At 55.3% G+C, this 24,885-nt stretch carries 23 protein-coding genes; 8 read left to right on the top strand and 15 right to left on the bottom strand.

All coding sequences use genetic code 11. The features are described from left to right. Positions 1–22: 22 nt before the first annotated feature. From HZS80_RS11525 to HZS80_RS11515, 3 genes are all read right to left on the bottom strand, one after another. Positions 23–2,869 (bottom strand): bifunctional diguanylate cyclase/phosphodiesterase, encoded by a 2,847-nt coding sequence (locus tag HZS80_RS11525; protein WP_179916152.1) that lies wholly within the window; start codon positions 2,867–2,869, stop codon positions 23–25. Positions 2,870–2,902: 33 nt separating this feature from the next. Beyond that, positions 2,903–4,015, bottom strand: coding sequence for a hypothetical protein (locus HZS80_RS11520; RefSeq protein WP_035560162.1), 1,113 nt, complete (start codon positions 4,013–4,015; stop codon positions 2,903–2,905). A gap of 76 nt (positions 4,016–4,091) precedes the next feature. Then, the gene (locus tag HZS80_RS11515) at positions 4,092–4,565 is read right to left on the bottom strand and encodes a type 2 periplasmic-binding domain-containing protein (protein WP_200897134.1); all 474 of its coding nucleotides are present in this window, start codon (positions 4,563–4,565) and stop codon (positions 4,092–4,094) included. A 425-nt stretch (positions 4,566–4,990) separates the two neighbouring features. On the opposite strand from HZS80_RS11515, the gene HZS80_RS11510 reads away from it, so the two are divergent. Beyond that, positions 4,991–5,899 (top strand): dihydrodipicolinate synthase family protein, encoded by a 909-nt coding sequence (locus HZS80_RS11510; protein WP_179916151.1) that lies wholly within the window; start codon positions 4,991–4,993, stop codon positions 5,897–5,899. Between the two features lie 58 nt (positions 5,900–5,957). Here the strand turns inward: HZS80_RS11510 and HZS80_RS11505 are convergent, their stop codons facing one another. After that, complete coding sequence (locus HZS80_RS11505) at positions 5,958–6,890, bottom strand: glycerophosphodiester phosphodiesterase family protein (protein WP_035560173.1); 933 nt, start codon at positions 6,888–6,890, stop codon at positions 5,958–5,960. Between the two features lie 270 nt (positions 6,891–7,160). Between HZS80_RS11505 and HZS80_RS11500 the strand changes: the two genes are divergently transcribed. Beyond that, positions 7,161–7,850: a VIT1/CCC1 transporter family protein gene (locus HZS80_RS11500; RefSeq protein WP_179916150.1), complete on the top strand. Its 690-nt coding sequence runs from the start codon at positions 7,161–7,163 to the stop codon at positions 7,848–7,850. Positions 7,851–7,964: 114 nt separating this feature from the next. Continuing rightward, on the top strand, positions 7,965–8,594 hold the full coding sequence (locus tag HZS80_RS11495; protein ID WP_035560410.1) for an SDR family oxidoreductase: 630 nt from the start codon (positions 7,965–7,967) through the stop codon (positions 8,592–8,594). An 18-nt stretch (positions 8,595–8,612) separates the two neighbouring features. On the opposite strand, the gene HZS80_RS11490 is transcribed toward HZS80_RS11495, so the two are convergent. Then, positions 8,613–9,596, bottom strand: a complete 984-nt coding sequence (locus HZS80_RS11490; RefSeq protein ID WP_179916149.1) for an aldo/keto reductase — start codon at positions 9,594–9,596, stop codon at positions 8,613–8,615. Positions 9,597–9,702: 106 nt separating this feature from the next. On the opposite strand from HZS80_RS11490, the gene HZS80_RS11485 reads away from it, so the two are divergent. Together HZS80_RS11485 and HZS80_RS11480 are read left to right on the top strand one after the other, a co-directional pair. Continuing rightward, the gene (locus HZS80_RS11485; RefSeq protein WP_179916148.1) at positions 9,703–10,644 is read left to right on the top strand and encodes a LysR family transcriptional regulator; all 942 of its coding nucleotides are present in this window, start codon (positions 9,703–9,705) and stop codon (positions 10,642–10,644) included. Positions 10,645–10,685: 41 nt separating this feature from the next. Further along, on the top strand, positions 10,686–11,285 hold the full coding sequence (locus tag HZS80_RS11480) for a class I SAM-dependent methyltransferase (protein ID WP_179916147.1): 600 nt from the start codon (positions 10,686–10,688) through the stop codon (positions 11,283–11,285). Positions 11,286–11,408: 123 nt separating this feature from the next. Here the strand turns inward: HZS80_RS11480 and HZS80_RS11475 are convergent, their stop codons facing one another. Beyond that, complete coding sequence (locus tag HZS80_RS11475) at positions 11,409–12,410, bottom strand: LysR family transcriptional regulator (RefSeq protein ID WP_179916146.1); 1,002 nt, start codon at positions 12,408–12,410, stop codon at positions 11,409–11,411. Positions 12,411–12,557: 147 nt separating this feature from the next. Between HZS80_RS11475 and trpB the strand changes: the two genes are divergently transcribed. From trpB to HZS80_RS11460, 3 genes are all read left to right on the top strand, one after another. Next, the gene (gene trpB, locus HZS80_RS11470; protein WP_179916145.1) at positions 12,558–13,787 is read left to right on the top strand and encodes a tryptophan synthase subunit beta; all 1,230 of its coding nucleotides are present in this window, start codon (positions 12,558–12,560) and stop codon (positions 13,785–13,787) included. A gap of 20 nt (positions 13,788–13,807) precedes the next feature. Beyond that, positions 13,808–14,647, top strand: a complete 840-nt coding sequence (gene trpA, locus HZS80_RS11465; RefSeq protein WP_179916144.1) for a tryptophan synthase subunit alpha — start codon at positions 13,808–13,810, stop codon at positions 14,645–14,647. Between the two features lie 123 nt (positions 14,648–14,770). After that, positions 14,771–15,091, top strand: a complete 321-nt coding sequence (locus HZS80_RS11460) for a hypothetical protein (RefSeq protein WP_179916143.1) — start codon at positions 14,771–14,773, stop codon at positions 15,089–15,091. Here the strand turns inward: HZS80_RS11460 and HZS80_RS11455 are convergent. The 9 genes from HZS80_RS11455 to HZS80_RS11415 form a co-directional block, all read right to left on the bottom strand. Continuing rightward, the gene (locus HZS80_RS11455) at positions 15,075–15,686 is read right to left on the bottom strand and encodes a LysE family translocator (protein WP_179916142.1); all 612 of its coding nucleotides are present in this window, start codon (positions 15,684–15,686) and stop codon (positions 15,075–15,077) included. The two genes, HZS80_RS11460 and HZS80_RS11455, sit on opposite strands and share 17 nt — an antisense overlap. Before the next feature lie 29 nt (positions 15,687–15,715). Beyond that, positions 15,716–16,546 (bottom strand): helix-turn-helix transcriptional regulator, encoded by an 831-nt coding sequence (locus HZS80_RS11450; RefSeq protein WP_179916141.1) that lies wholly within the window; start codon positions 16,544–16,546, stop codon positions 15,716–15,718. Positions 16,547–16,660: 114 nt separating this feature from the next. Beyond that, the gene (locus HZS80_RS11445) at positions 16,661–18,349 is read right to left on the bottom strand and encodes a GMC family oxidoreductase (RefSeq protein ID WP_179916140.1); all 1,689 of its coding nucleotides are present in this window, start codon (positions 18,347–18,349) and stop codon (positions 16,661–16,663) included. A gap of 12 nt (positions 18,350–18,361) precedes the next feature. After that, a complete protein-coding gene (locus tag HZS80_RS11440) occupies positions 18,362–19,789 on the bottom strand; it encodes an aldehyde dehydrogenase family protein (RefSeq protein ID WP_179916139.1) in 1,428 nt (475 codons plus the stop codon). 22 nt (positions 19,790–19,811) lie between these two features. Beyond that, positions 19,812–21,260 (bottom strand): NAD-dependent succinate-semialdehyde dehydrogenase, encoded by a 1,449-nt coding sequence (locus HZS80_RS11435; protein WP_179916138.1) that lies wholly within the window; start codon positions 21,258–21,260, stop codon positions 19,812–19,814. A gap of 89 nt (positions 21,261–21,349) precedes the next feature. Next, positions 21,350–22,273 carry a 2-hydroxyacid dehydrogenase gene (locus HZS80_RS11430; protein ID WP_179916137.1) on the bottom strand — a complete coding sequence of 308 codons (924 nt, stop codon included), beginning with the start codon at positions 22,271–22,273 and terminating at the stop codon, positions 21,350–21,352. A 13-nt stretch (positions 22,274–22,286) separates the two neighbouring features. After that, complete coding sequence (locus tag HZS80_RS11425; RefSeq protein ID WP_052703742.1) at positions 22,287–23,135, bottom strand: GNAT family N-acetyltransferase; 849 nt, start codon at positions 23,133–23,135, stop codon at positions 22,287–22,289. Beyond that, a complete protein-coding gene (locus HZS80_RS11420) occupies positions 23,132–23,920 on the bottom strand; it encodes an ABC transporter permease (RefSeq protein ID WP_179916136.1) in 789 nt (262 codons plus the stop codon). Before HZS80_RS11420 ends, HZS80_RS11425 begins: the two co-directional genes overlap by 4 nt. Next, positions 23,917–24,816 carry an ABC transporter permease gene (locus tag HZS80_RS11415; protein ID WP_045812096.1) on the bottom strand — a complete coding sequence of 300 codons (900 nt, stop codon included), beginning with the start codon at positions 24,814–24,816 and terminating at the stop codon, positions 23,917–23,919. Before HZS80_RS11415 ends, HZS80_RS11420 begins: the two co-directional genes overlap by 4 nt. Between the last annotated feature and the right edge of the window lie 69 nt (positions 24,817–24,885).

Raw genomic sequence — 24,885 nt, 5'->3', positions numbered from 1 at the left:
AGTGAAATTTAAACTGCTTCTATTATAAATAATTTATTCCAAGAAAATCTTCGGTAAGCTTGGTAGGCTTACCTAAATGGTACCCCTGCCCATACGTTATTCCGTAGCCCTTTAATATAGGCAGCAATGCTTCTTGGTCAACGAACTCGGCAATAGTTTGCTTGCCAAATCCTTTGGCTATATCCGCTATTGCGCGAACGATAACGCGACTGTCAGGGCTAATTAACAAACTGCGAATAAAAGAGCCGTCTATCTTAATGTAATCAACGGGTAACTGCCCAAGGTAGTGAAAGCTACTAAAACCAACACCAAAGTCATCCAGAGCGGTACGACACCCTAGGCTGCGTACGGCTTGTAATACACCGCGTGCAGCAGAGAAGTCGGTAACCGCTGCGGTCTCTGTCACTTCCAGTATTAAATGGTGAGGGTCAGCGCCGCTGGCGGTTATTTCCTCGGCTAGATATTGCTTTAGCCCCTCATCATGCAAGGACTGGCCAGAAAGGTTAACTGCAAACGTAATGCCTCGATCCTGCAGTTGGCTGAGGGCTTTTAAGCTGTGCCGCACTACCCAACGATCAATCAACACGATTTGACCGCTCTGTTCGGCGATAGGAATAAAGTGTGCGGGAGAAACCAGGCTGCCATCTGCGTTGCGCATTCGCAGCAGTACTTCGTAATGTTTTATGTCTTGGTCTTCTAGCCTAATGATAGGTTGAACCATTAGCTCAAAACTGTCTTCTTCAAGCGCACTGCGTATCCGCTCAACCCAGTAGACGCGATCCTGCAGCTCATCTTTGGCATTTTCAGCTTTAGAAAGAAGGTGCCAGTGCTGAAGACCACTCTCTTTCGCTTTGTACATAGCCACATCAGCGCTCGCCATCAGATCGGCAGGTGTATTGCCATGGGTGGGGAACAGCGCAATACCAATACTCGCCGTCACGCGATGCCGCCGCTCTCCGACCACAAAGCCGATATCGTCTAGCAGCTGAACGATATATTGCGCGACTGTTACTGCTTGGTCGGCATTGGTATCTTCGAGTAGCAGCGAAAATTCGTCACCCCCTAAGCGGGCGATGACGCCACGGCGGCCTAGCTTATGGAAAAGTGTATCGGCCACTTCACGCAACAGTTTGTCGCCCACATGGTGGCCGCTCAGCTCGTTAACCTCTTTAAACTGATCTAAGTCCAGCAGCAGTACCGCCCCTTTTGCAGTGGCAGAGCGTTCAATGGCGATTTGCAGTGCATGTTGGAAGTAGCGCCGGTTGTATAGCTCGGTCAGCGGGTCTCGCTCGGCAAGCCAAGTTAGCCGCGCTTCGGCGGCCTTGCGTTCGGTGATATCGAGGCCAACGGAAATGCGCGATACCGGTTCCTCGTTACCTGTATGCAAAGGCGCATGATACCAAGCGATAGTGTGCAGATGATGATCAGGGGTGCGCAGCGTTTTCTCTTCTTGTTGAGGAAGATCAACGGTATTCGCTGTAAAGACACCAGCCTCGAAGACATCTGAAAAATTGCGCCCAAGCAGGGAAGCCTCCTTTATTCCTAACATCAATTGGGTGTACTCATTGACGAGGCTGATGCGTCCTGCGCTGTCTTGGGCAACGATAAATACCTGGGCGGTATCCAGTAAGCTATTGACGAAATCACGCTCATTGGCCAGCTCATCAATACGCTCAGCTAACTGTTTGCCGCGCTCTTGTACTTCGCTTTCCAACCTTTCAAGTTGATGAGAAAGCTCAAGCGTGGTGACTTCGAGTATATCTATCTCGTCTGCAATGCGATGGCGGTGATTGGGAAGGGCGGAGCGTATATCGCTAAATTGCCCACTCGCCAGTATGGGTAGCAAGCCTGCGACTCTTCGCAGCCGTGCCATGGGGCCAAGCAGTATGACGAGCAGTAGTAATTCAGCGGCAATCCAGCCAAGCACACCAACGAACAATAGGGTGCGTGTATCGTTATGGATGGCATTAATTTGGCTGGTAATATCCGATATCAGCAGGAAGTAACCATTATCGTTGCGCTCGCTGCTCTCCACCATGCGTGCGGCGCTAAGCTCCACATGCCGGCCAGTATGCTCAAAGCGTATCGGTGCTTCTATCAGGCGGTCCACTGGCGCGGCTTCTGCTGCTCGCTGTAACGGTGCCAGGCTTTGTTCTTCATTGGTAAGTGCGAGCAGATGCCCATTCCATGCCTTCAGTTGTCGTTGAGCCGTTACATTACGGCCTTCACTGTCTTCAACAGCGCCTGTGACCAGTAACGCGACTTCGCTGCCAGAGACTTCTTTCGCCTGCCGAGTGACATCCGCTAATGAGCGGGACAGCAAGACCATGCCAACACTTTCCCCCTCTACCAGTACCGGCACTGCAGCAAATTGTTGGCAGCTAACGGCACAGCGGAGCGTGGTTAGTGGCCGTTCGGTATTCATGACTCGTTGCACCCAACTGAGTATAGGTAGCTGTGCTTCTGCATCTCCGGAGCCCCATTTGCCCAAGACTTGACCACGAGAATTAACGATTAGAATCTCATCGATTCCCGCCTCAAGCTGGAGTGCAGGCCACTGTGAATCCAGCGCTTGCTCCACATCAATGGTATTTCCTGCTTGTAAAGGTGAGCCTAAACTTGCTGAAGCAGCGGTCAATCCGGCTAATTGACGTAAATTCTCGGAGGAACGCGTTAACGCTAAATGAATTTCACGCTGTTGACGTTCATGATGCTGGCTTCGGCTTTCCTGAAACTGGCGGGTGAGTTTCTCGTGGCCCAGCCAAGTAAATAGGCTAACTAATGCTAAAAGCAGTAGGCTACTCAATGCGATAACACGCCAGGTCAGACTAAGGCGCTGTGGGGTTTGAAAAAGGGCGGGTATCTTCATCGCAGTAGTATCCTAGCCAGGATCAGTAATAGATCAGAAACGCAGCGATAACTGGAACAACCACATGTTCCAGCGTCGGCTGGTCGCTGATGGATCCGGGTTGTCCTGAGCAGGCAGCCAACCAGTACCATCCACATGATGGTATTCGCCTGCCAGCATTACCTGAGGATGCGGCGTCCACTGCAAGCCAAAGGTTAAATCATCTGCAAACTGAGAGTGAGCAGGCCCCAGACCACTAGCTTCAAAGGCTTTACCAGAAGCATCATCACGGTTACTGACTAAGCTGTCATAACGGATTAGCCACTGCCAATCGTTATAAAAGCGCCGCGTATACTGCACATACCAACTTTCACCGGTCGTATCGAAATTTAAAGCCGGTTGATTGAAATTTTTTAACCCTGAGTGGCGCAGTGCATACTCGGCCGTTACACTCCAGAGTTCTTGATTGTACTGCAACGAAAAAACCCAGGGCCTGAAATAAAAATCTCCATCACTCACGTTGGGGGAATAGGTATCTATTTGGGATCTGACATTGGCATGGCTGAGAGCCGCAACGATACGTCCTGCATCATGCTCATAGCGTACTTGTGCAATAGCAGATTGCTGCGGATCGAAAGAGCCCCGTATACGATGCAACCGAAGCGTCTGATTTAGGTCTTTATCTGCCTGGGGTTTTCCTAAACCAAGCTGACCTCTTATAACGCCGTTATCCAATCGCTCTTCCAGATATAACGTTACTCCATCTCCTGTTAGAGCCAATGAACGAGTCCGGTCAAAATAAAGTGATTGAGGTAACAGTATGCTAGGGCGTGTAAACGCCACATCGCGTGTTTGATTATAGAACCCAAACGGATTTTTAATCCTGCCTAGCTGAATACCAAAAGTGCGCTGCTGATCGGAAACCATTTGGTAATCAATAAGGCCATAGTCGAGCTCTGGATAAGCGTCGCTGCTATCGCCACCTGCACGTCGGCTTAGCATTTGTGCGGCCAGTAACACATCCTGATGAGGGCGTAATGAGACGTTGAGACCGATTTCGGTGAACTCGGAACTACCTTCATCTTGGCTGCTGGGACCAAAAAAATTGTTATCATCAGTAACGACTAATGCCTGACTAAGAAAGCCATGCATCTGCAGGGTATCCATAACGTTTTCATTACTATGGGCGTGGGTAGGCACCCCTAATATGGCAATGCCTAACAGAGCGGTAACAGTACGATGCTCATTCCATTGAGATAACTTGGATACTATCATCCAGATACTCCCTTTCAAGGTAACCTATGGCGCCGGGTGTCGTGGCAACGCGCTCGCGCATCTCTGCTTGGTCAGCGACGCGGTCTGGGGCTTGGCCGGTCCCCGAGAAGACCATGCGATCCCAGGCTAGCTGAAGCTGGTGCGGATATACCGCTAACTGCTCTTTGGTGAAGCGAGCATGCACGGAATCACTGTTATTTAAAACGTAAACCCTGACAGCTTGACCATCCGGCCATGTGCGTTGACGCATCGCAAAAATCGCGCGGGTAGTATCGCGATTCAACCAGCGGGTGGCGACGTCAGGATGGGCGACTAAAAAAAGAGGGGCTTCTCGAGCGATGGCATTTGTGCATGTGAAAATGAGCATCACCAGCAACATGAGGGTGACCATTGCCAGTAACGCCAATCGCATGAGAGAACCGCTCAAGACAGGTGAAGGCATGGGCGGTATCTTACTGGTTGATTGATGAACGCCAGGTTCATGCACGATGCAGTTCTATCTTGTACTTTATCGGTGTATGAGTTAATGACGTGTTCTCCCTCGCGGTCTATCGGCGTTGTTTTTTATATTCAGTGCCCTTTGTTTAACTAAGGGATAGGCACCAAAAAACTGTGTCGTAGCGATACGGCACGGACACAAACACTACATCAATTCAAAAAAAATAACAGGTAGCTATGTTAAAGAAGAGCGAAGGTTCTTGGTGGCGGTTGTTTTTTTATTTTTTCATTAACTTTGTCCATTTTGATTGGCTTATACTTTCCGGCGCTGATGAGAGCTTGTACTTAATGGCTAAGCGTCTGTGCGATACTCATTTCATTAAGTTCGTTTGAAAATCTTCCTCTGCCATTCTAAAAGGATCATCCGCCATGTTCACCGGCTTGAGTGCATTCCCGCTAACTCCCATGAACGAACACGGCATTCAAGAGCGTGAGTTTATTCACTTAGTGGAGCACTTGGCCGCAGCTGGTGTGGACTCTATTGGCGTGCTGGGATCGACCGGCAACTACCCCTATTTAAGCGTTGCAGAGCGCGCCTGTGTGGCCAGTCTCAGTGTCGCAAACGCCGGGACTGTGCCTGTAGTCGTAGGCATAGGTGCATTACGTACCCGCGATGTGCTGGCTAATGCGGAACGTGCCCAGCAAGCCGGTGCCAGTGGGCTATTATTGGCACCGGTGTCCTATCAAAAGCTGACCGACGATGAAGTGTACGATCTCTTTGCCACCGTCAGCCGTTCATTGAGTGTTCCGCTATGCGTGTATGACAATCCCGGCACCACCCATTTTGATTTCAGCGATGAGCTGCACGGGCGTATTGCTCAATTGCCACAGGTGCGCTCTATCAAGATCCCGCCAGTAGTGAATGATAGCGAGAAAGCGCGCGAGCGTGTGGTGCGGCTGCGTGCGCTCATTCCTTCAGAGGTCACCATAGGCATCAGCGGCGACCCGGCCGCCGCTACAGGGCTAAACGCCGGCTGCGATGCGTGGTACTCCGTTATCGGCGGGCTCTATCCCTGCACAGCACTGGCACTGACTCGGGCTGCCCAAGCGGGAGATACCCAGCAGGCCAATGCGCTTTCCAGTGCGCTTGAGCCGTTATGGGCGCTTTATCGTGAATATGGTGGCAGCTTGCGGGTAGCCGCCACCATTGCAGAGTTAACCGGCAAGGTCAGCCAACCCTGCTTGCCTCAACCACTTAAAGCACTACAAGGGGACGACCGTAAACGAGTGGAGCAGGTAGTGACGCAACTCGACTTGGCCGCTGACTTCAGAGCGTAAAGCGATTCACCAAAAACGCCCAGCCAAGGCTGGGCGTGCTGAGTGTTTATAGGCGGTCTTACTCTACGAGTTCGAGCAGACGATCAGAATAGTTGGTGAAAAGACCGTTGACGCCCATTTCCATCAAACGCTCCATTTCATCAGCTTCATTGATGGTGTAGACATGGACCGGCAGGCCGTTGTCGTTCGCCTGACGGATGAAGTCAGCGTCAATCACTTCCTCGCCTTCGTAAATGAAATTGGTGCCCAAACCGACCGCATAATCCGCCACTGCCTGGAAGTCTCCATCGGTGATCTCTTCTGGCCCCGGCGTCACGTCCGTCCACTCCACCAATCGCCCATTTTTTTCTTCGCTGGGGTAATACCAGACCAGTTGAATAAGCGGGATGTTCTCGTTTAATTCGTGCACTTTCAGCAAACTATCTTGCTCAAACGATTGCACCAGAACGCGACCACTCTCGATCAAATCGTGCTCTTCCAGCAGTGCTACCAATGCCTCTTCCAGGCCGGGATTCAACTGCGGCGACTTGGTTTCTATGTAGTAGCGTGCATCGTGCCCAAAGTGCTCCAATAACTCCTCAAGGGTAAGTATCTGCGCACCTTCAAAGGCCGTATCGGCACTGTCAGGGTTTTGCTCATTGAACCACGTGCCGGTATCCAGAGCCTTGAGTTCTTCCAGCGTGTAATCATTGATCTCGCCTTCGCCGTCACTGGTGCGGCCGATAGTGTCGTCATGAAACACCACCACCTCACCGTCCGAAGTGATTTGAGCGTCGAGTTCCAAGTAATCGACGCCCCACTCGTGGGCCAGTTCGTAGGCCGCCATCGTGCTTTCCGGCGCATGCCCGCTGGCGCCTCGATGAGCAATTACCTGAAATGACTCAAGCTCTTTGAGCTGCTCTTCCAGCGATGTGGACTCCGCCAGCGCAGTGGTGGCAGCACCACCGAAAAGGCCCAGGGTTATTGACGTAACCAGTAAACGGCGTTGCATGGGAATTCCTTTCGTTGAATGCCTGTTTAATAACCCTACACGGATTGCATAATGAAAGCCAAACAGGCATTCAACGTCGCCTAATCCAACGTAGATAGGCGCTTTACCAATGACTTTGCCTATTTCCTGGAAGACAACCGGACAAACTTAAATTGCCGAGTGGCTAGACAACAAGTGCCCAACGCCCATGTCTAAGACCTGCTAGGCTCTAAAGGAGCTAAGCGCATTTAAACGTCAGCGATTAGGCATACTCAGGATGGTATTAATTCCATGATTCATACAGAGCATCATCGGTCTCACCGTTCAGGCTGGCTTCGTGCTGCAGTGCTAGGCGCCAACGACGGCATTGTGTCCACCAGTAGCCTCATCCTCGGCGTTGCAGCGGCAAGCACAGCGCAGAGCGATATCATGCTGGCAGGCGTTGCTGGCTTGGTGGCTGGCGCTATGTCGATGGCGGCGGGTGAGTATGTGTCGGTCAGCTCGCAAGCCGATACTGAGCACGCCGATCTCAACATTGAGCGTAAAGCACTGGCGGAACATTACGAACTTGAGCAGGAAGAACTTGCCGACATATACATCACTCGTGGCTTAGAGCCTGAATTGGCACGTCAAGTCGCAGAGCAATTAATGACGAACGACGCTCTAGGCGCTCATGCAAGAGATGAGATTGGTATCACCGATACTGGTCAGGCTCGCCCCCTCCAGGCCGCTCTCTCATCAGCAGCGACCTTTACCGCGGGCGCGCTTTTGCCACTATTGGTCGCCTGGTGGGCACCATCATCATTATTGACTCCTCTGGTAGCGCTGTTTTCATTGCTTTTTTTGGCTTTGTTGGGTGCCATCGCTGCTCGAGTAGGTGGCGCGCCGATGTTAAAAGCTGCCGCAAGAGTGATGTTTTGGGGCAGCCTTGCGATGGCGTTAACCTCCGCGATAGGGCGAGTGTTTGGGGTTGTCGCGTAAGGGGAACATCACCAAGTAGAGTTTGGTCTATTGGGAGAGCGGCCTGCTCATTGCCTTGAAATTCTACCTGGGTGCCTGCATCCACAGTAAATAGGTAATTCACAAGGAGTCGTTATGACAACGTTAGTGATTGGCGCGAACGGACAGATTGGCAAGCAGTTTTGCGAGCTAGCCCAAAAAGCGGGCACGCCCATCAAGGCGATGATTCGCAGTGAAGGGCAGGCAGCCTGGTTCAAAGAGCACGGCATCGATACCGTGGTAGCTGATTTAGAAGGCGAGTTTGAGCACGCCTTTGATGGCTGTGACCAAGTGGTCTTTACCGCGGGTTCAGGCCCTCATACCGGTCCAGACAAAACCCTAATGATCGACCTGTTCGGTGCCATTCGTACCGCCGATATCGCCAAGCAAAAAGGTCTCTCCCGCTACATAATGATTAGCGCCATGCGGGCAGAACAGCCATTGGACGCGCCCGAGAAAATGCGCCCCTATATGGCCGCAAAATTTGCCGCCGATGCTCACCTTCGCAATAGCAGACTTCCCTACGTCATTCTCAAGCCAGGGCGGTTGACCGACGAAGCCGCCAGTCAGCGGTTTGCCAGTTCACTGGAGGAAGCAGGCGACAACCAAATCTCCCGCGCCAACGTTTCCCATGCGCTACTTCACGCTGTGCAAAAGCCCGATTTGGTAAACCAGGAGTACCTGCTGCTGGATGGCAAACGTTCGATTGGCGAGATCATTCAGTAGCTAGGCCCAAGCCGCTCCTCACGCATTCACCCCCTTCATGCCTTCCGGTGTATAGCGCTCGCCGATGACCGGAAGGCGTGCAGTGGCCGCTTCGAGCTGTTCCTGCTCATCGATGGTTAATTGGATGGATGCCGCTGCCGCATTCTCTTCAAGATAGCGCAACTGCTTTGTGCCAGGGATCGGTACAATGTTGTCGCCTTTGGAAAGTAGCCAGGCCAGCGAGAGCTGCGCAGGGGTGCAGCCTTTGAGTGACGCCATGTCACCAATCACCTCTGCGATTCGGCGGTTAGTGTCCAGGGCCTGTTCAGAGAAGCGCGGTAGGTTAGAACGAAAATCACCTTCGCCGAAATCGCTGGTATCCTGAAATCTGCCCGTCAAAAAGCCCCGGCCCAGAGGTGAGTAGGGCACGAAGCCGATGCCGAGTTCCTTGCAGGTGGGCAGTACCGCTTGCTCCACGTCCCGCGTCCACAGCGAATACTCGGTTTGCACGGCGGTAACCGGGTACACCGCATGGGCACGGCGCAAGGTATCAGCGCTGACTTCGCAGAGGCCAATGTGGGCGATTTTTCCTTCTGCCACCAACTGGGCTAAGCCCTCCATGGTCTCTTCAATAGGGGTTTCCGGGTTAACGCGGTGAACGTAGTAGATATCGATTTGTTCGATGCCCAGCCGCTTCAGCGACGCCTCGCAAGCTTGGCGGGCATACTGGGCGCTGCTATCCAGGCGACGCTGATACTCACCAGGGTTACGAACAATGCCAAATTTGGTGGCGATACGTACGTTTGGCTTATGGCTGGCAAGAAAACGGCCAATCAGCTCCTCGTTATGGTGTGGCCCGTACATATCCGCCGTGTCAAAAAAGTCGATGCCCAGCTCCACTGCCCGGGCCAACACCCGAAGCGACTCGCTATCGTCTCGGGGGCCGTAGAACTCGCTCATTCCCATGCAGCCTAAGCCAATGGCAGAGAGGGTCAGGTCGGTGCCGAGTGTACGTGTTTGCATGCTATGTCTCCTGTAATGACTTAAGAAACCATGGCCCATCAAGAGATCGTGAGCCGTTTTCGAGCGCTTGTTGAAACGCGCAATAACAGCGTGGCACTATCCAATAATGAAAAAAATTAACGATTTCGGTAAGCCGTTTTCCAGTTTTGAAAACCAGATGCCCCGTGGTTGGGTATGGGATGACACACGAGCCTTTCTGGCGGTGGCTCGCCATGGCACTTTGAGTGGCGCGGCAGCGGAACTCCATCTGGGGATCGCGACGCTCTCCCGGCGTATCGAGCGGCTCGAAAAAGCCTTAAAGCTTCCGTTGTTCGTTCGTCAGCAGTCGGGCTATCAGCTTACCGAGGAAGGGGCCGGGCTAATCGAAAAAGCCGAAGCGCTGGAAGCCGCCGCAGCTGCCTTCTCCAGCGGAGGCGCACTTGCTACGCAACTGAGCGGTAGGGTGCGCTTGGCTACGGCTGAAAACCTAGCCACGTCGTTGATTCTGCCTGCATTGCCACAGTTTTATGCTCAGTACCCCGGCATCACACTTGAGCTGGTGACCGATATCACCACCGTTAATCTGCACCGTCGTGACGCTGACTTGGCGCTTAGAATGGTTAAGCCCGAGCGGGGCAATGCCACCCTTCGGCGCCTCGGCTCGCTGGGTTTTGGGCTTTATGCTAGCCCCAGTTATGTGGCCCAGCGTGAGATTCATCATGACGCGGGCGATTACGACAGCGACGCCTTTATTACCTGGGGAGACATGCAAGCGCACCTGCCTGCCGCCCAGTGGGTTGAGCGGGTTCTGCAAGGGCGGGCCCCGGCGCTAACCACCACCTCGCTGGCGACCCAGCTAGCGGCGGCCAAAGCGGGGCTGGGGATAGCGGTATTGCCACATTTTCTGGCCAGGGAGGCCGGGCTTGTCTGTGTCGCTACGGATATTGGCGTAGATCAGCCCATCTATCTCGTTATCCAGACGGATCTTACCCAGTCAGGCCGCATTCGGGCCGTGGCAGACTTTCTGGCTGAAATGGTGGCCAATAACCGCGAACGCTTGAGTGGGTGATAGAGTCACTAAGTCTCCACTTTTTATCCTATAGGCCACCTATGACACCTACTGATATTGGCAGCGCCTACGATCAGATCACTCACCTTTGGCAAAGCGAAAAATTCAATTTCGCTAACGGCATAGAGGCGCACAAAAGGGCGCTTTTGTTTGTGAAAAATCGGGGCAGGGCGCTGGATATGGGTTGTGGGTGTACCGGCCGCTTTATCGACTTCTTGCAACAAGAAGGTTTTACGCCTGAAGGCGTGGATATATCCGATGAAATGCTGCGCCTCGCTAAGCAGAAGCACCCTGACGTGACCTTTCACCATCAGGATATTTGCCAATGGCAGCCGCCGGAAAAATACGACTTTATCACCGCCTGGGACAGCATTTGGCATATTCCGCTAGCGCTGCAGGAAAGCGTGATGACCAAACTTATCGGAAGCCTGAATAAGGGTGGGGTACTGCTCTTCTCTTTCGGGGGTACCGACGAACCCGGTGAGCACACCGATAGCTTCATGGGGCCAGAAATTTACTACTCCACGCTTGGTACCAGCGGCTTCTTGTCCCTGCTGATTACGCTAGGCGCGGTGTGCAGACATCTGGAGTACGACCAGTATCCGGAGTTGCATACTTATTTGATAGTGCAGAAGGGGTAGCATGTTGCTTTTTATCAAATAAATATCATCAGGACTGATCGTCATGCTCGCCGATGGCAAAATATAAATAGTTTTGTCATCGCATCGGTAGAACAGTCTGTTTAATGAGCAAAATTGGCAGCTTTAGCCCCGATTGTGAGTATCGGAGGAAGCCATGATTTGCTGCATTAAATCTTGGTTTTGAAGAACTTGTAGCGTTTCTTTTTCAGCTTCTGCTCTAGGCACTATCAACTCCCGCTTGAGCCACTCCGCCAGCGGCTCGCTACGGCGGGGTTGAGTGAGAACGTTGGTTTGGCTGGGTAACCACAGGCACAGGCGCGCAGGAGTCTGAATACTTCCCCAGGGGGCCACCAGCCTGCCACTCTTCAGGTCGTCTTCTACCAATAGCCGCGGCGCGATGGCGATACCCAGGCCCGCCACTGCCGCTTCCATCAAGTAGTAAAGGTGATCGAACCCCTGGCCTTTGCTTAGCGCCGCTTCAAGCTGTGCCAGCTCTAGTTCCTTGGCACTGGCCCACTGCGGCCACGCCTGGGGGCGCGAGGATGTATATAAAAGCTTATTGGCAAGCAGTGATTCGGGGTTGGTCGCATCGCACTGGGCCGCCAGCTGCGGGCTTGCTACTGCACATATCTGCTCCGCCATCAGCTCGAATACCTCAACACCCGCAGGCCAGGGAGGCTCGGCAAACGCCAGGGTGGCGCTGGCATCCGTTTGCGTACCCGGCTGTTCGCTTTCGCTCACCACGACTTTTAGCTTGAGCTCAGGCAGCTCGCGGTGCAGGCGATCCAGGCGGGGAATCAACCAGCGTGCTAGCAGGCTGCCAGGGCAGGCGAGAGTAAAGGGGGCTTCTTCCACATCACGTTTGAGCGCTGCGCAACTATCCTTGAGACGGTCGAACGCCTCTCCCACACCGATTTGCAGCTTTTCGCCATGTGGCGTAAGCGCTATACCTCGGCCCGCTTTGGCAAAAAGCGCGACACCAAAATGGTCATCCAGACTCTTTAGCTGGCGGCTGACCGCGCCGTGAGTCACGTTTAGCTCATCGGCAGCGGCGGTCACGCTACCCAAACGGGCGGTGGCTTCAAAGGCGCGCAAGGCGCTAAGCGGCGGCATGCTGTGTTGCATGGGCTATCCTGCTGATAGTTGATTTTAACTCACGTGTTGCTGACATCTTATCGATTTTTATCCCGGCCTGCTTGCGCTACTTTCATTTCATTGTTTTTCACTGAGCTGTTTTTACTGAACAGTTCGATAACGCATTCAGAGGTCGCGATGAATCAACCTGTCGATGTATCCAAGAGCCTGCCCGATGCCAATGGCCTGTTTGGCAGCTTCGGTGGCCGCTTTGTCGCTGAAACGCTGATGCCACTGATTTTAGAGCTACAAGACGAATACACCACTGCCAAGAACGACCCCGAATTCCAGCGCCAATTGGCCTATTTTCAGGGTGATTATGTGGGTCGGCCAAGCCCGCTCTACTTTGCCGAGCGGCTGACCGAGCACTTCGGCGGTGCGAGTATTTATCTCAAACGCGAAGAACTCAACCACACCGGCGCGCATAAGATCAACAATTGCATTGGTCAGGTGTTGTTGGCCAAGCAGATGGGCAAAAAACGCATCATCGCGGAAACCGGCGCAGGCATGCACGGCGTTGCCACCGCGACCGTTGCGGCGCGCTTTGGTTTGCCTTGTGTCATCTACATGGGCGCCACCGACATCGAGCGTCAGCAGCCCAACGTATTCCGCATGAAGCTGCTGGGCGCGGAAGTGATCCCTGTTACCTCGGGCACCGGCACGCTAAAAGACGCTATGAACGAAGCGCTGCGCGACTGGGTAACGAATGTCGACGACACCTTCTACATCATTGGCACCGTGGCGGGGCCACACCCTTACCCGGCCATGGTACGTGACTTTCAGGCCGTGATCGGCCATGAAACCCGCGCCCAAATGCTGGAAAAGAAGGGTCGCCTGCCGGATTCTCTGGTGGCCTGCATTGGTGGCGGTTCAAACGCCTTGGGGCTGTTTCACCCGTTCCTGGATGACCTCGACGTGAAGATGATTGGCGTAGAAGCGGGTGGCAAGGGCGTGAAAAGCGGCCTGCATGCAGCCAGCCTGAACGGCGGCACCCCCGGCGTGCTGCACGGCAATCGCACCTACTTGCTGCAAAACGAAGATGGCCAGATTATCGACGCCCACTCGATTTCCGCCGGACTGGATTATCCCGGCATTGGGCCAGAGCACGCCTGGTTGCATGAGCAGGGGCGGGTCGAGTACGTCTCTGCCACCGACGACGAAGCGCTGGAAGCCTTTCAAATTTGCTGTCAACAGGAAGGTATTATCCCCGCCCTGGAGACCGCTCATGCCCTGGCCGAAGTGGCCAAGCGCGCCCCCAACCTGCCCCGCGAGCACTTAATGGTGGTCAACCTCAGCGGGCGTGGTGACAAGGACATGATGAGCGTCGCCCATCACCTGGGTGAAAAATTCGGGGTTAAACAGCTATGAGCGCGACACAGGAGAACGTCATGACCCATACCTCTCGTCTTGAAAACTGCTTTGCTGCGCTCAAGCAGCAAAACCGCCCGGCGCTGGTGAGTTACCTCACCGCTGGCGATCCGGATGCCGAGACATCCCGCCGCCTGTTGCACGGGCTGCCAAAAGCGGGGGTGGATATCATCGAACTCGGCATGCCGTTCAGCGACCCGATGGCCGATGGCCCCGCCATCCAGAAAGCCGCGCTGCGTGCCTTGAATAATGGGCAGACCCAAGCCAAAACGCTGGAAATGGTGCGCCGCTTCCGTACAGAAGACAGCACCACGCCCATTGTGCTGATGGGCTACTACAACCCCATTTACTGCTACGGCGTCGAGCGCTTCTTGACCGATGCCGCCAAGGCCGGAGTAGATGGCCTGATCGTGGTAGACCTGCCGCCCGAGCACGACGAAGAGCTCTGCCAGCCAGCGGCGCAACACGGCATTGATTTTATCCGCCTGGCCACGCCGACCACCGATGCCAAGCGCCTGCCCAAGGTGCTGGCGAACGCCTCCGGGTTTATCTACTACGTTTCCGTTGCCGGTGTCACTGGTGGAAGTGCGCCCACGCCAGAACGGTTGGAAGGCGCAGTAGCCGGGCTTCGTAAACATACTGAACTGCCCATCGCCGTCGGTTTTGGTATTCGCACCGCCGAGCAGGCCGCCGCCATCGGTCGTTATAGCGATGCGGTCGTCGTTGGCTCTGCGCTCGTCGACTGTATCGAAAATGCCAACACGCCTGATGAAGCCGTAGAGCGTGTGCATGGCCTGGTGAGTGAGTTGGCCGAAAGCGTCAGGGCGTGTAGGGAGGTGAGTGAAGAACACCAGTTTTAACCCGGATGATGATAATCTCCCAGAGTCGCTGATGGGCGATGCTCGCACAGCGAGGCGCCGCCACCGGTTTCAGCCCAGCAATCCGCTGTCACCCTTCAAGATTCTATAAAACTGAGAGAAACAATGGGAAAGCTCTTTTCACTAATCGTCATAGTAGCGCTTGGCTACGCGGGCATTTACTTCTATTACGGTGTTGTCGTTGAGCGGGAAATCCAAGAACAGCTGGATGACCGTGGCCTCTCCGCTGTTAGCATCGATAACGTTGAGTATGATGTGCTGGCGCCGGTTAGCACCTCTGCAGACATCGCTGTCACCGTGACTTATCGCGGCTCTCAAGCAACGCTAGATTTGGCAGTGCAGGGCCACCCTCTGTTTTCTGATGATGTCACGGTCGAATTTGATAGCCTACAAGCACTACGGCTGGGCATCAGTTTCGGGCAGTAAGCGGCAGCCATACATGCTCTACGCTTATCGAAACCGCCACTACTACCAGCAACCCAGCCATTAACCAATTAAAGCCCTTAACGATTGCAGTGCTCTTAACACGGCTGCCTACCGCGCTGCCAATCACGATATAGCTACCGGGGGCGCCTGCGGCTAACATCGACAGCCCGAATGCCCAAAACACTAAACTAAGCCCATGAATGTCAGCGGCAGGAAACTGCAGTGTGGCAATGGGCAGGGTGGCCAAAATGGCTTTCGGATTCAGCAACTGCATGACCAGCCCATCCCGAAAATTGAGTAGCCGAGGGGCATTGTCTAGTGAACTTAAATCCGCGCTTGAGCGGGCAAGCTTGATCGCGAGATAAACGATATAACTGCAGCCTAGCGCGCTGACTACCACCAGCGCCTCATCGTCGATCCATGCAGCACCCGCCCAACCCAATACCAATAAATACGCCAGCATCGCGGTGCCTACACCAAGGCAAAATCCTACCGATTGTCTGCCCTGGCCATTGATGCCAACGTTCAAACCAAGCAGGTTCACAGGCCCAGGGGTGTACATGACGCCCAGGGCATAGGCGACGATTGCTAACATGGTGAAACCTCTGTTTGCGTATTTAAGTGTTAGCGCGCGATATCACGCTGATACTGGTGGGGTGTCATGCCATAAATGCGCTTAAAGCGACGGTTGAAATGGCTAAGGTCCGCAAAGCCATAGCGCAAAGCGACCTCGGTTAACGAGGTGCCAACATCCAGGGCAGCGCGGGCCGCATTGATTCGGCAATTGATCACATACTGGTGCGGCGTGATGCCGTACTGCTGACGAAACAGTCGCAAGAAGTGGTATTTGGAGATATGCGCCGCTTGGCTAATGTCATCAAGGGAGATATCCCTATCCAGGTGGGCGTGAATATACGCTTTCGCCAGGCCCAGCAGGGCATCGGGGCGGGTGAGCACCTGGTTGGGCTGAGAAACCCCGCCGAGTTGCACGGTTCGCTCGATAACCTGATAAAGCGCATTCTCCTGATCGATACAGCTACCGGCGTGAGACGTGACCAAGCGCGCCAGTTCTAAAATGGCGCTGCGCAATTGGGCATCCTGAATCAGCGTGCTATCCGAACGAAAGCTAGCCATTTTTTCGTGACCCAGGACTTCCGCAAACTGCGCGTTGACCTGTTCAGGGTGCACATACACCATCAGGTAATCCAGCGCGTGCTCGCCGCCTGGTTCGCCATCGTGAACTTGCTCGGGATTAAATAGAATAACGTTGCCTGGAGAGCTACGGTGAAACCGCCCGCCGCTGAAGAAATCCTGACGGCCCGCCAGGGTGACACCGAAAGCATACTCCTCATGGGCATGGCGGTCGTAGCTGAAATCCTCAATGGCCGCGTGAAGCACCGTTAGCGTTGGCACATGCTGGCTTTTGATAAATTGAAACCGGCTTGCGTTACTCATGCCGCCCCTCCTGATTAGTCACACCACCTAGCTTATGCCAACCCCGTACCCGAATGCTTGTACATAATTGCTAATCGGCTGGGGGAGGGCAGTGGTTGGTGAGCCATGATGTCATCAGGTTGTTTTTTTGTTCTTCAGCGCGTCGGCGATACGCTCGGCAATCATTATCGTAGGCACATTGGTATTGGCACGGGGGATCGACGGCATCAGTGAAGCGTCGCATACAAAGAGCCCCTCGACACCGTGTACCGCACCATCAGCGCCGGTCACCGCGTCAGGATCGCTGGCCTTGCCCATGCGGCAAGTACCTGAAGGGTGCCAGGTGCCTCCTACATTGCTCGTGACAAAATGGGTCATGGCAGCATCATCATTGAGTAACGCCTCAAGCGTAACGCCCTGGGTAACCAGTGAGTGTACTAATCGTTTACGCAGAGGTCCGGACATTTCCAGCAGACCACACAGTGTTCCACGTTGCAGGGCGTTCCAGATGCCAGGCCGGGCAACACTTGCTACTCGAGGTGAGTAGCTGGCAGCGAAAATAACATCACTACATGCCTTCATGTTGGCGTCTTTCATCAAGCACGCTCCAAAGGTAAGTGCCTGCTTGAGTCGCGCCAGATCCCTCGGGTCTGAAAGCATGTTAAATTCAACGTTGGGAGCCAAGGCCGGGTCAGAAGAGTTTAGTGTCACTCTCCCTCGCGAGTAGGATTTGTTGACCCAGAAGAACAAGGTTCCTAGGCGATAGCCGATGCTGTGCCATGCCGAACGAGACAGAATGGCACCATGCATATCTCCCGACGTACACCCATGTAGATTGGAAGAGAAGCGTACGACCGCCTGCTCATGGTGGCCTTCTGGAAACAGGGTTCGAGCCTGTTTGGGGAGAAAGGTCGATACGGCGATGGAAGGGTGTTCCATCAAGTTTCCACCAACACCTGGCAAGTGGTGGACGACAGGGATGCCATGTGAGGCGAGCGCCTCTGATGGCCCGATTCCACTACGCATGAGAAGTGCTGGAGAGTGGATCGCCCCGGCACTGACAACGACCCTGTCCGCATGAACATGTTCAGCATGACTACCATTGTCAACCAGTCGAGCACCGACCGCGCGCTTGCCCTCGAACAGTACCTTATCGACCGTCAGCCGTGTACGTATGTGCAGATTGGGGCGGGCACGTACGGCTTCGCTGAGATAGCAAACCGATGTGGGAATACGCTCTCCCCCTTCACTCATCGCGACCGCGCCAATATAGGCTCCATCCTTCCAAGCCCCATTCTGATCGAGCTTCAGCGGATATCCCTGATGCTCCAACGTGTTGATCATGGATCTGACGAATGGTGAAAGCGTTTCCAAAGCGGGCCTGGCAATGCGCAGCGGCCCATCCTGCCCATGCAGCTTACCTACATGGTCTTGATCATTCTCCAACTTGCGAAAATAGGGTAAACAACTTCGCCAGTCCCACCCGTCGGCCCCCATCTCATGCCATTCATCATAGTCTTGCGGCGCTCCACGATTGGCCATCATGGCATTGATCGCTGAACCACCCCCTAGAAGGCGGGCTTGCTCGTAGCGCCGATGTCCCTGGCTTGACGCATGCATTACTGCCTGAAGATGACGCCAGATATTCTGGATATCGAGATAGGCGCGTCCCGGATAGGCACTGCGAATAGCAGCAGGCATCCTCGCCGGATGTAGGTCGTTTCCTGCCTCCACCAAGCAGACATCGTTTTCCGGCACTTCAGATAAGCGTGCCGCGAGTACGCAGCCCGCTGATCCTCCACCAAGAATGAGGTAACGCGTCATGATTGCCCATCCCTATGGTTCGTAGCCCGAAATCCCTTTGATTTCCAGGTAAGCATCGAGTCCCCATTCGGCATATTCGCGGCCATTGCCTGAACGCTTGTATCCACCAAAGGGGGCGCTCGCATCCCAGTCAGGATCATTGATGTAGACATTTCCGACCTGCAGTTGTAAGGCAACTTGTCGGGCACGCTCGATATTTCCAGACTGAATGTAGGCAGCTAAGCCGAATTCGCTATCATTGGCTAATGTGATGGCATGTGCCTCATCTTGATAAGGCAGCACGACCAGTACCGGGCCGAAGATCTCTTCGCGGGCAATTCGCATCTCTGGTGTCACTTCCCCGAAGATGGTGGGTTTGACGTAGTAGCCGCCAAGCAAGCCCTCCGGTCGACCTAGGCCGCCCGTGACCAATTGTGCACCTTCCTCCAGGCCGACGTTGATCATCTCCTGTACACGCTGATACTGGAGTTTGTTGATCAAAGGGCCAAGCGTCGTATCCGGCGCCTCGGGAGCCCCTACTCGATGCGCTTCGGCCGCTCGTCTGGCTATTTCAAGCGCTTCTTCGTAGCGTGACTGTGGCACCAGCATGCGTGTCGGGGCATTGCAGGATTGACCGCTATTGTCGAAGCAAGCATCGACACCACGGGTCACTGCCGATGTCAGGTCGGCATCGGAAAGAATGATATTGGCCGACTTCCCGCCGAGTTCCTGGTGTACCCGCTTCACCGTGGGGGCGGCCGTTTGAGCGACATCGATACCGGCACGAGTCGATCCCGTGATCGACACCATTGACACGTCAGCGTGGCGACACAATGCCCGTCCCACCTCAGGCCCATCACCATTTATCAGATTGAAAACGCCATCCGGAACACCCGCCTCGGCAAGTATTTCGGTCAAGACGATGGTATTCAGAGGGGCAACTTCGCTTGGTTTAAGGACGATGGTGCAACCAGCTGCCAGCGCGGGGGCAACCTTGCACATGATCTGATTCAGCGGCCAGTTCCAAGGGCTGATCAGGGCAGCAACACCGATAGGCTCGCGAATCACAAGGCTTTTGCCACGCCGCTCATGAAAAGAGTAGGAGGCCAGCACACGAATCATCTCCTCCAGATGGCGCTGCCCCAATCCTACCTGCCACTCACGCGACAGCTTGAGCGGTGACCCCACTTCACGGGAAATCAGTTTTGCCAGTTCTTCACTTCTTCGCTTATAGACTTCGAGTATGCGAAGAAGCAACGCCGAGCGCTCCTCGCGAGAGGTCGCAGAGTAGGCAGGAAATGCCTTGTAGGCTGCTGCTACGGCTCGATCAACATCTTCTGCCGTCCCCATCGATATGTCAGTCAGATGTTTCTCCGTAGCGGGGTCAACCACCGCTAACCGGGCATCCCCATGGGGGGGAACCCATTGGCCATCGATATAGAAGTTCAGGGCATTACGCATAGTTCCCTCTCGTTTTGGGAATTTAGTTGATACCGACGCACAGGTATTTGATTTCCACATAGTCATCAATACCGTACTTGGAGCCTTCGCGGCCGATGCCCGACTCCTTGACGCCGCCGAAGGGGGCTACCTCGCTGGAGATGATGCCCTCATTGAGGCCGACGATGCCGAAGTCCAGGGCTTCTGCCACCCGCCAGGAGCGGGAGAGATTCTCCGTGTAGAAGTAACTGGCCAGGCCGAAGGGGGTATCGTTGGCAAGGGCGATGGCATCTTTCTCGCTATCGAAACGGATCAAGGGGGCTACTGGGCCAAAGGTCTCCTCACGCATCAGCAGGGCATCTCGAGACACGTCAGTGAGAATTGTCGGGTATAGGAAGTTGCCGCCGCGGGCGTGAGCAACGCCACCTGTCAACAAGCTGGCGCCTCCCTTCAGGGCATCGTCGATATGCTCCTGCACCTTGGCGACGGCACGCTCGTCGATTAGCGGCCCGAGCGTTACCCCCTCCTCAAAACCGTCACCCACCGAAAGTGCTTCCACCGCAGCCTTGAGTTTGTCGGCAAACGCATCGTAGACACCGTCCTGCACCAATATCCGGTTGGCACAAACGCACGTCTGGCCGGTATTGCGGAATTTTGATGCCATGACACCGTCTACCGCCGCGTCCAGGTTGGCGTCGTCAAAGATGATGAAGGGCGCATTCCCTCCCAGTTCCATGGAGACCTTCTTGACAGTGTTCGAGCAGCGCTGCATCAATTGTTTGCCGACTTCGGTGGAACCGGTGAAGGTCAGCTTACGTACCGCTGGGTTGTCGGTCAGTTCGTTACCGACTACCGATGCCTGCCCGGTGACGATATTCAGTACCCCCTTGGGGACGCCCGCCTGCTCGGCCAGCTCAGCCAGTGCCAGGGCGGAAAAGGGCGTCGCGCTGGCTGGCTTGATCACGATGCTGCAACCCGCTGCCAACGCGGCACCTGCCTTGCGGGTGATCATGGCGTTAGGGAAGTTCCAGGGCGTGATGGCGGCGACCACACCAATCGGCTGCTTGAGCACCAGTATTCGTCGACCTTCGCCTGTGCTGGGAATGATGTCGCCGTAGACTCGCTTGGCCTCTTCGGCGAACCACTCAATGAAGGCCGAGCCATAAGCGATCTCGCCCCGTGCTTCGGCCAGTGGCTTGCCCTGTTCGAGGGTCAGCAACTGTGCCAGGGGCTCTTGCTGCTCCATGCACAGATCAAACCAGCGGCGCAGAATGACGGCGCGGGCCTTGGCAGTCATCGCTGCCCAGCCAGCGCCTGCTTCCTCGGCAGCCTGAATGGCTGTGCGAACTTCCTCTGCGGAGAGGCTCGGCACGTGGCCGATGAGTTCACCGTTCGACGGGTTATGCACCGGCACGGTACGGCCGTCGATAGCCGAGACCCAGGCCCCGTTGATATAACACTGCTGGCGTAGAAGGGATGTTGCTTGGTTCATGTCGATTCCTGTCTTTGCTGTTATGAAATAGCTGGGCTTATGCAATAGACGAACTGCTGGAGAAGCCGGGCTGGTGGATCAGCAAGCATTCAATAGCCGCGCTTGCGGTCGACGACGCCCATCATTTCGTGGCCTGCCTGATGCCGGGCAATATTGTCCAGCAGCATCATCACGGCACTTTCCGGTTGGGTCATGCTGGCCACATGGGGCGTCAAAAGAACGCGGGGGTGGTGCCACAGGGGGTGATCTGCGGGTGGTGGTTCCGGCGCAAATACATCCAGCACGGCGGCGGACAACTGGCCGCTGTCCAGAGCGGAGAACAGGTCGCGATCCACCAGATGAGCACCGCGCCCCACATTGACCAGTGACGCGCCGCGCGGCAATTGAGCGAAAAGCCTGGCATCAAGAATGCCTCGGGTGTGGTCGGTCAGCGGCAACAGGCAGACGAGGATATCGCTGCCAGCGAGGAAGTCCTCCAGCGCTGCCTCCCCCGCATAACACTCCACGCCAGGGAGTTCGCGAGCAGTGCGGCTCCAGCCACGACAGCTGAAGCCCAACCCCACCAGATGCTGCGCCACCGCTGCACCCAGCTGGCCGAGGCCCAATATCCCCACGCAGCGTTGCGCGGCCGGACGCACCCGCCATGTTTTCCACACGCGCTCACGTTGCTGGGCGATGTAGCTCAATAAATCCCGATGCAGCCCAAGCACCGCCATCGCCACATACGCCTGCATGGTGGCAACGATGCCGGGCTCCTGCATGCGCACGAGCGGCACATGGTGGGGCAGGGCATCCAGGTCGAACTGGTCGACACCCGCGCCGAGCGAAAAGATCACCTCCAGATTGCTGAAGCGTTCCAGTTCCTCGATGGGGGCCCAGGTACCCAGATAGCGAACATCAAGGGGATCTCCATAGTCTGGCCAGTGGTGAAACGCCATGTCCGGCGCGTGCAGAGCGAACAGGCGCTCCCACTCCTGACCCCGTTCGGGGTCCGCGTTATAAACGAAACTCATGCTGGTTCTCCCATCATCCCAAGGCTTGGCTGGCCAGGGCATAACGTTTGGTAGGGCCGCTCCTTGGAAGATCGCTTCCCGCGACCATTTGAGGAATGCGATCGACCTCGCTAATGCCGATCCCGTCAAGCCAGGCGGCCAGGTCGGCATCCAGGGTGTCGAGCCTCACGAAGCTGCCTGGCAGACGGGTCAGCCAAGCCTCGATCAGGCACTTGGCGGCGTCATGCTCATGCGCGATGACCGGGCCGATGACATACCCATGGCCAAAATCGCGACAAATCGCGGCACCACTCAACTGACCATCCGCCTGTTCCAGCACCAACGCCTCTCCCTGTTCCAATAGGCTGGAAAGCAGCGCCCTGCGTGGGCTGTCGTTGGCCTGTTCATCCAGGGTGATCAATGCCTCGTAGTCGGTTGCACGGAAGCCCCTCACCCCGGGATGGGCCAGTGGGAAGAGCGCTTGTCCCGCCGCCGAGTCGGTAAGCCTACCTTGGCACTGATGCACCCAGGCGGTCTCAGTGAAACCCAGTGAGCGGTACAGGTCGGCTCCGGCTTGGGTCGCATACAGCTCGATACGCGTGGCGGTGATGGCCTCCAGTAATGTCTCCATTACCTTTCGACCCAACCCCTGGCGTGTGTAGTTCGGTGATACGATGACCAGCCCCAATGTTGCCAGCCTCGCATCGAACGACCAGTGCATCCCGGTGGCAACCAGTGAGCCGTTGTGCACACCAGCTACCCCACTGCCCAGAGCCAGCAGCCGCTGCCAATCGCAATGCCGATGGGGCCACCCCGCGGCGTCGGAGAGCTTGGCGGCTTGGTCGAGGTGGCGCTCCTTCAGGGGAAGAAAGTCAATATTCACGTCGGTGACTGCCTGCGTGCCAGCACTAGCAGCAACACCAGCGCGAAGGAAGCGGCTGTCAGCAAGGTGCTGATGGCAGCGATGGTCGGGTCGATCTCGTCGCGCAGCGCAGTGAACATGCGCACGGTCAGCGGCTGGTTCTGCCCCCCAGAGATGAAGAGCGCCACCATGGTTTCGTCCAGCGCCTGAATGAACGCAAAGATCGCACCGGTCACCACGCTGGGCATGATCTGGGGCAGTGTGACGCTCATGAACGCGCGGAAGCGATTCATGCCAAGGCTTCTGGCCACCATCTCCTGGGTCTGGTCGAAACCGTGCAGCCCCGCCGTGACGGCGGTGATTACATAGGGCAGCGCCAACATCACATCCGCCATGACCAAACCAGGAATGGTATAAAGCACCCCCGACAAGGCGTAGATGAAGAACACACCAGTGGCGACGATGATGATCGGCACAATCAGTGGCAGCAGAAGCACGATCTTTAAATAGCGCATAAGCCAGTGGGACGAGTTATTGATGGCATAGGCCGCTGCTACGCCAATCGGTGTAGCGATCAAGGCCGTAGAGAAGGCCACAATCAGACTCGTCTTCGCGGCAGACATCCACCCCGGATTGTTGAATAAGGAGTCATACCAGCGAAACGAATAATTGCTGGGCGGAAAGGAGAGAAATCGACTGTCCGAGAACGACATTGGCACGACAATCAGCAGTGGCAGGATCAGGAAAGCTAGCACCAGTGCCACATAGCCCATAAAGGTGATTCGGCTCAAGGATAGTTTGTTCATTTTGCACCCAGTATCTTCTCGAGAGGGACGAGACGGCTCACCACATAGAAAATGGCCAGCACACAGAGGAGCAGTACGACACTGACTGCACTGGCGGCCCCCCAGTCGCTATAGAGCTGGATGTTGCGGCTGACCAGCATCGAGGCCATGACCGTGCGTCCTCCACCCACCAGCTCGGGGGTGATATAGAAACCGAGGCACAGCACGAACACGAGTGTCATGCCCGCTAACACCCCACTGAGAGAGAGTGGGAAGAACACCCGCATGAACACGTGCAGGGGAGTGCCGCCAAGACTCGCGCCAGCCTGTATCAGGTCGTGGGGGATTTTCTGCATGGTGGCGTAGAGCGGCAACACCATGAACGGCAATAGGATATGTACCGTGGCAATGATGGTGCCGAGCTCGTTATGCACCAGCGCCAGCGGTGCATCGATAAGGCCGACGCCCATCAGAGATTCGTTCACCACGCCCGAGCGTTGTAGCAGAATCAGCCAGGCATAGGCCCTCACCAGAACGCTGGTCCAGAAAGGCAGAATCACCAGCGCCAGCACCAGTACCGACCAGCGCCGCGGTAATATCGACGCAGCATAGGCAATGGGGTAGCCCATCAGCAGCGCCAGCAGCGTCACGATAAAGCTGATGCGAAACGTGACCCAGAACGTATTCCAGTAGATCCCTTCCGTGAAGATTCGCTGATAGTGCTCAAGCGTGAAGCCATCGGCATAGAATGATTGACCGATTAACCAGCCAAGTGGAATGAGGAGCAGTACGAAAACCACTAGCACGGCGGGCGACATCAAGAGCAGCATGAGCGCATGCTCGCGCCGCCGATAGCCAAGTGATGCATCCCGGTGGCTAACGAGAGGGAAATTACTGTTGATGGCGGTCGCTTTCAAAGGATGTCTCCTATCGGGAAATCGACAAGCGTTGCCGTGCCCCATAAGCGGGCCACGGCAACGACGTAC

It is taken from the genome of Vreelandella glaciei, assembly GCF_013415125.1.
Lineage (GTDB): Bacteria > Pseudomonadota > Gammaproteobacteria > Pseudomonadales > Halomonadaceae > Vreelandella > Vreelandella glaciei.
Note: the sequence above shows the minus strand (reverse complement) of the source record. Positions and strands in the feature narration are given on the sequence as shown.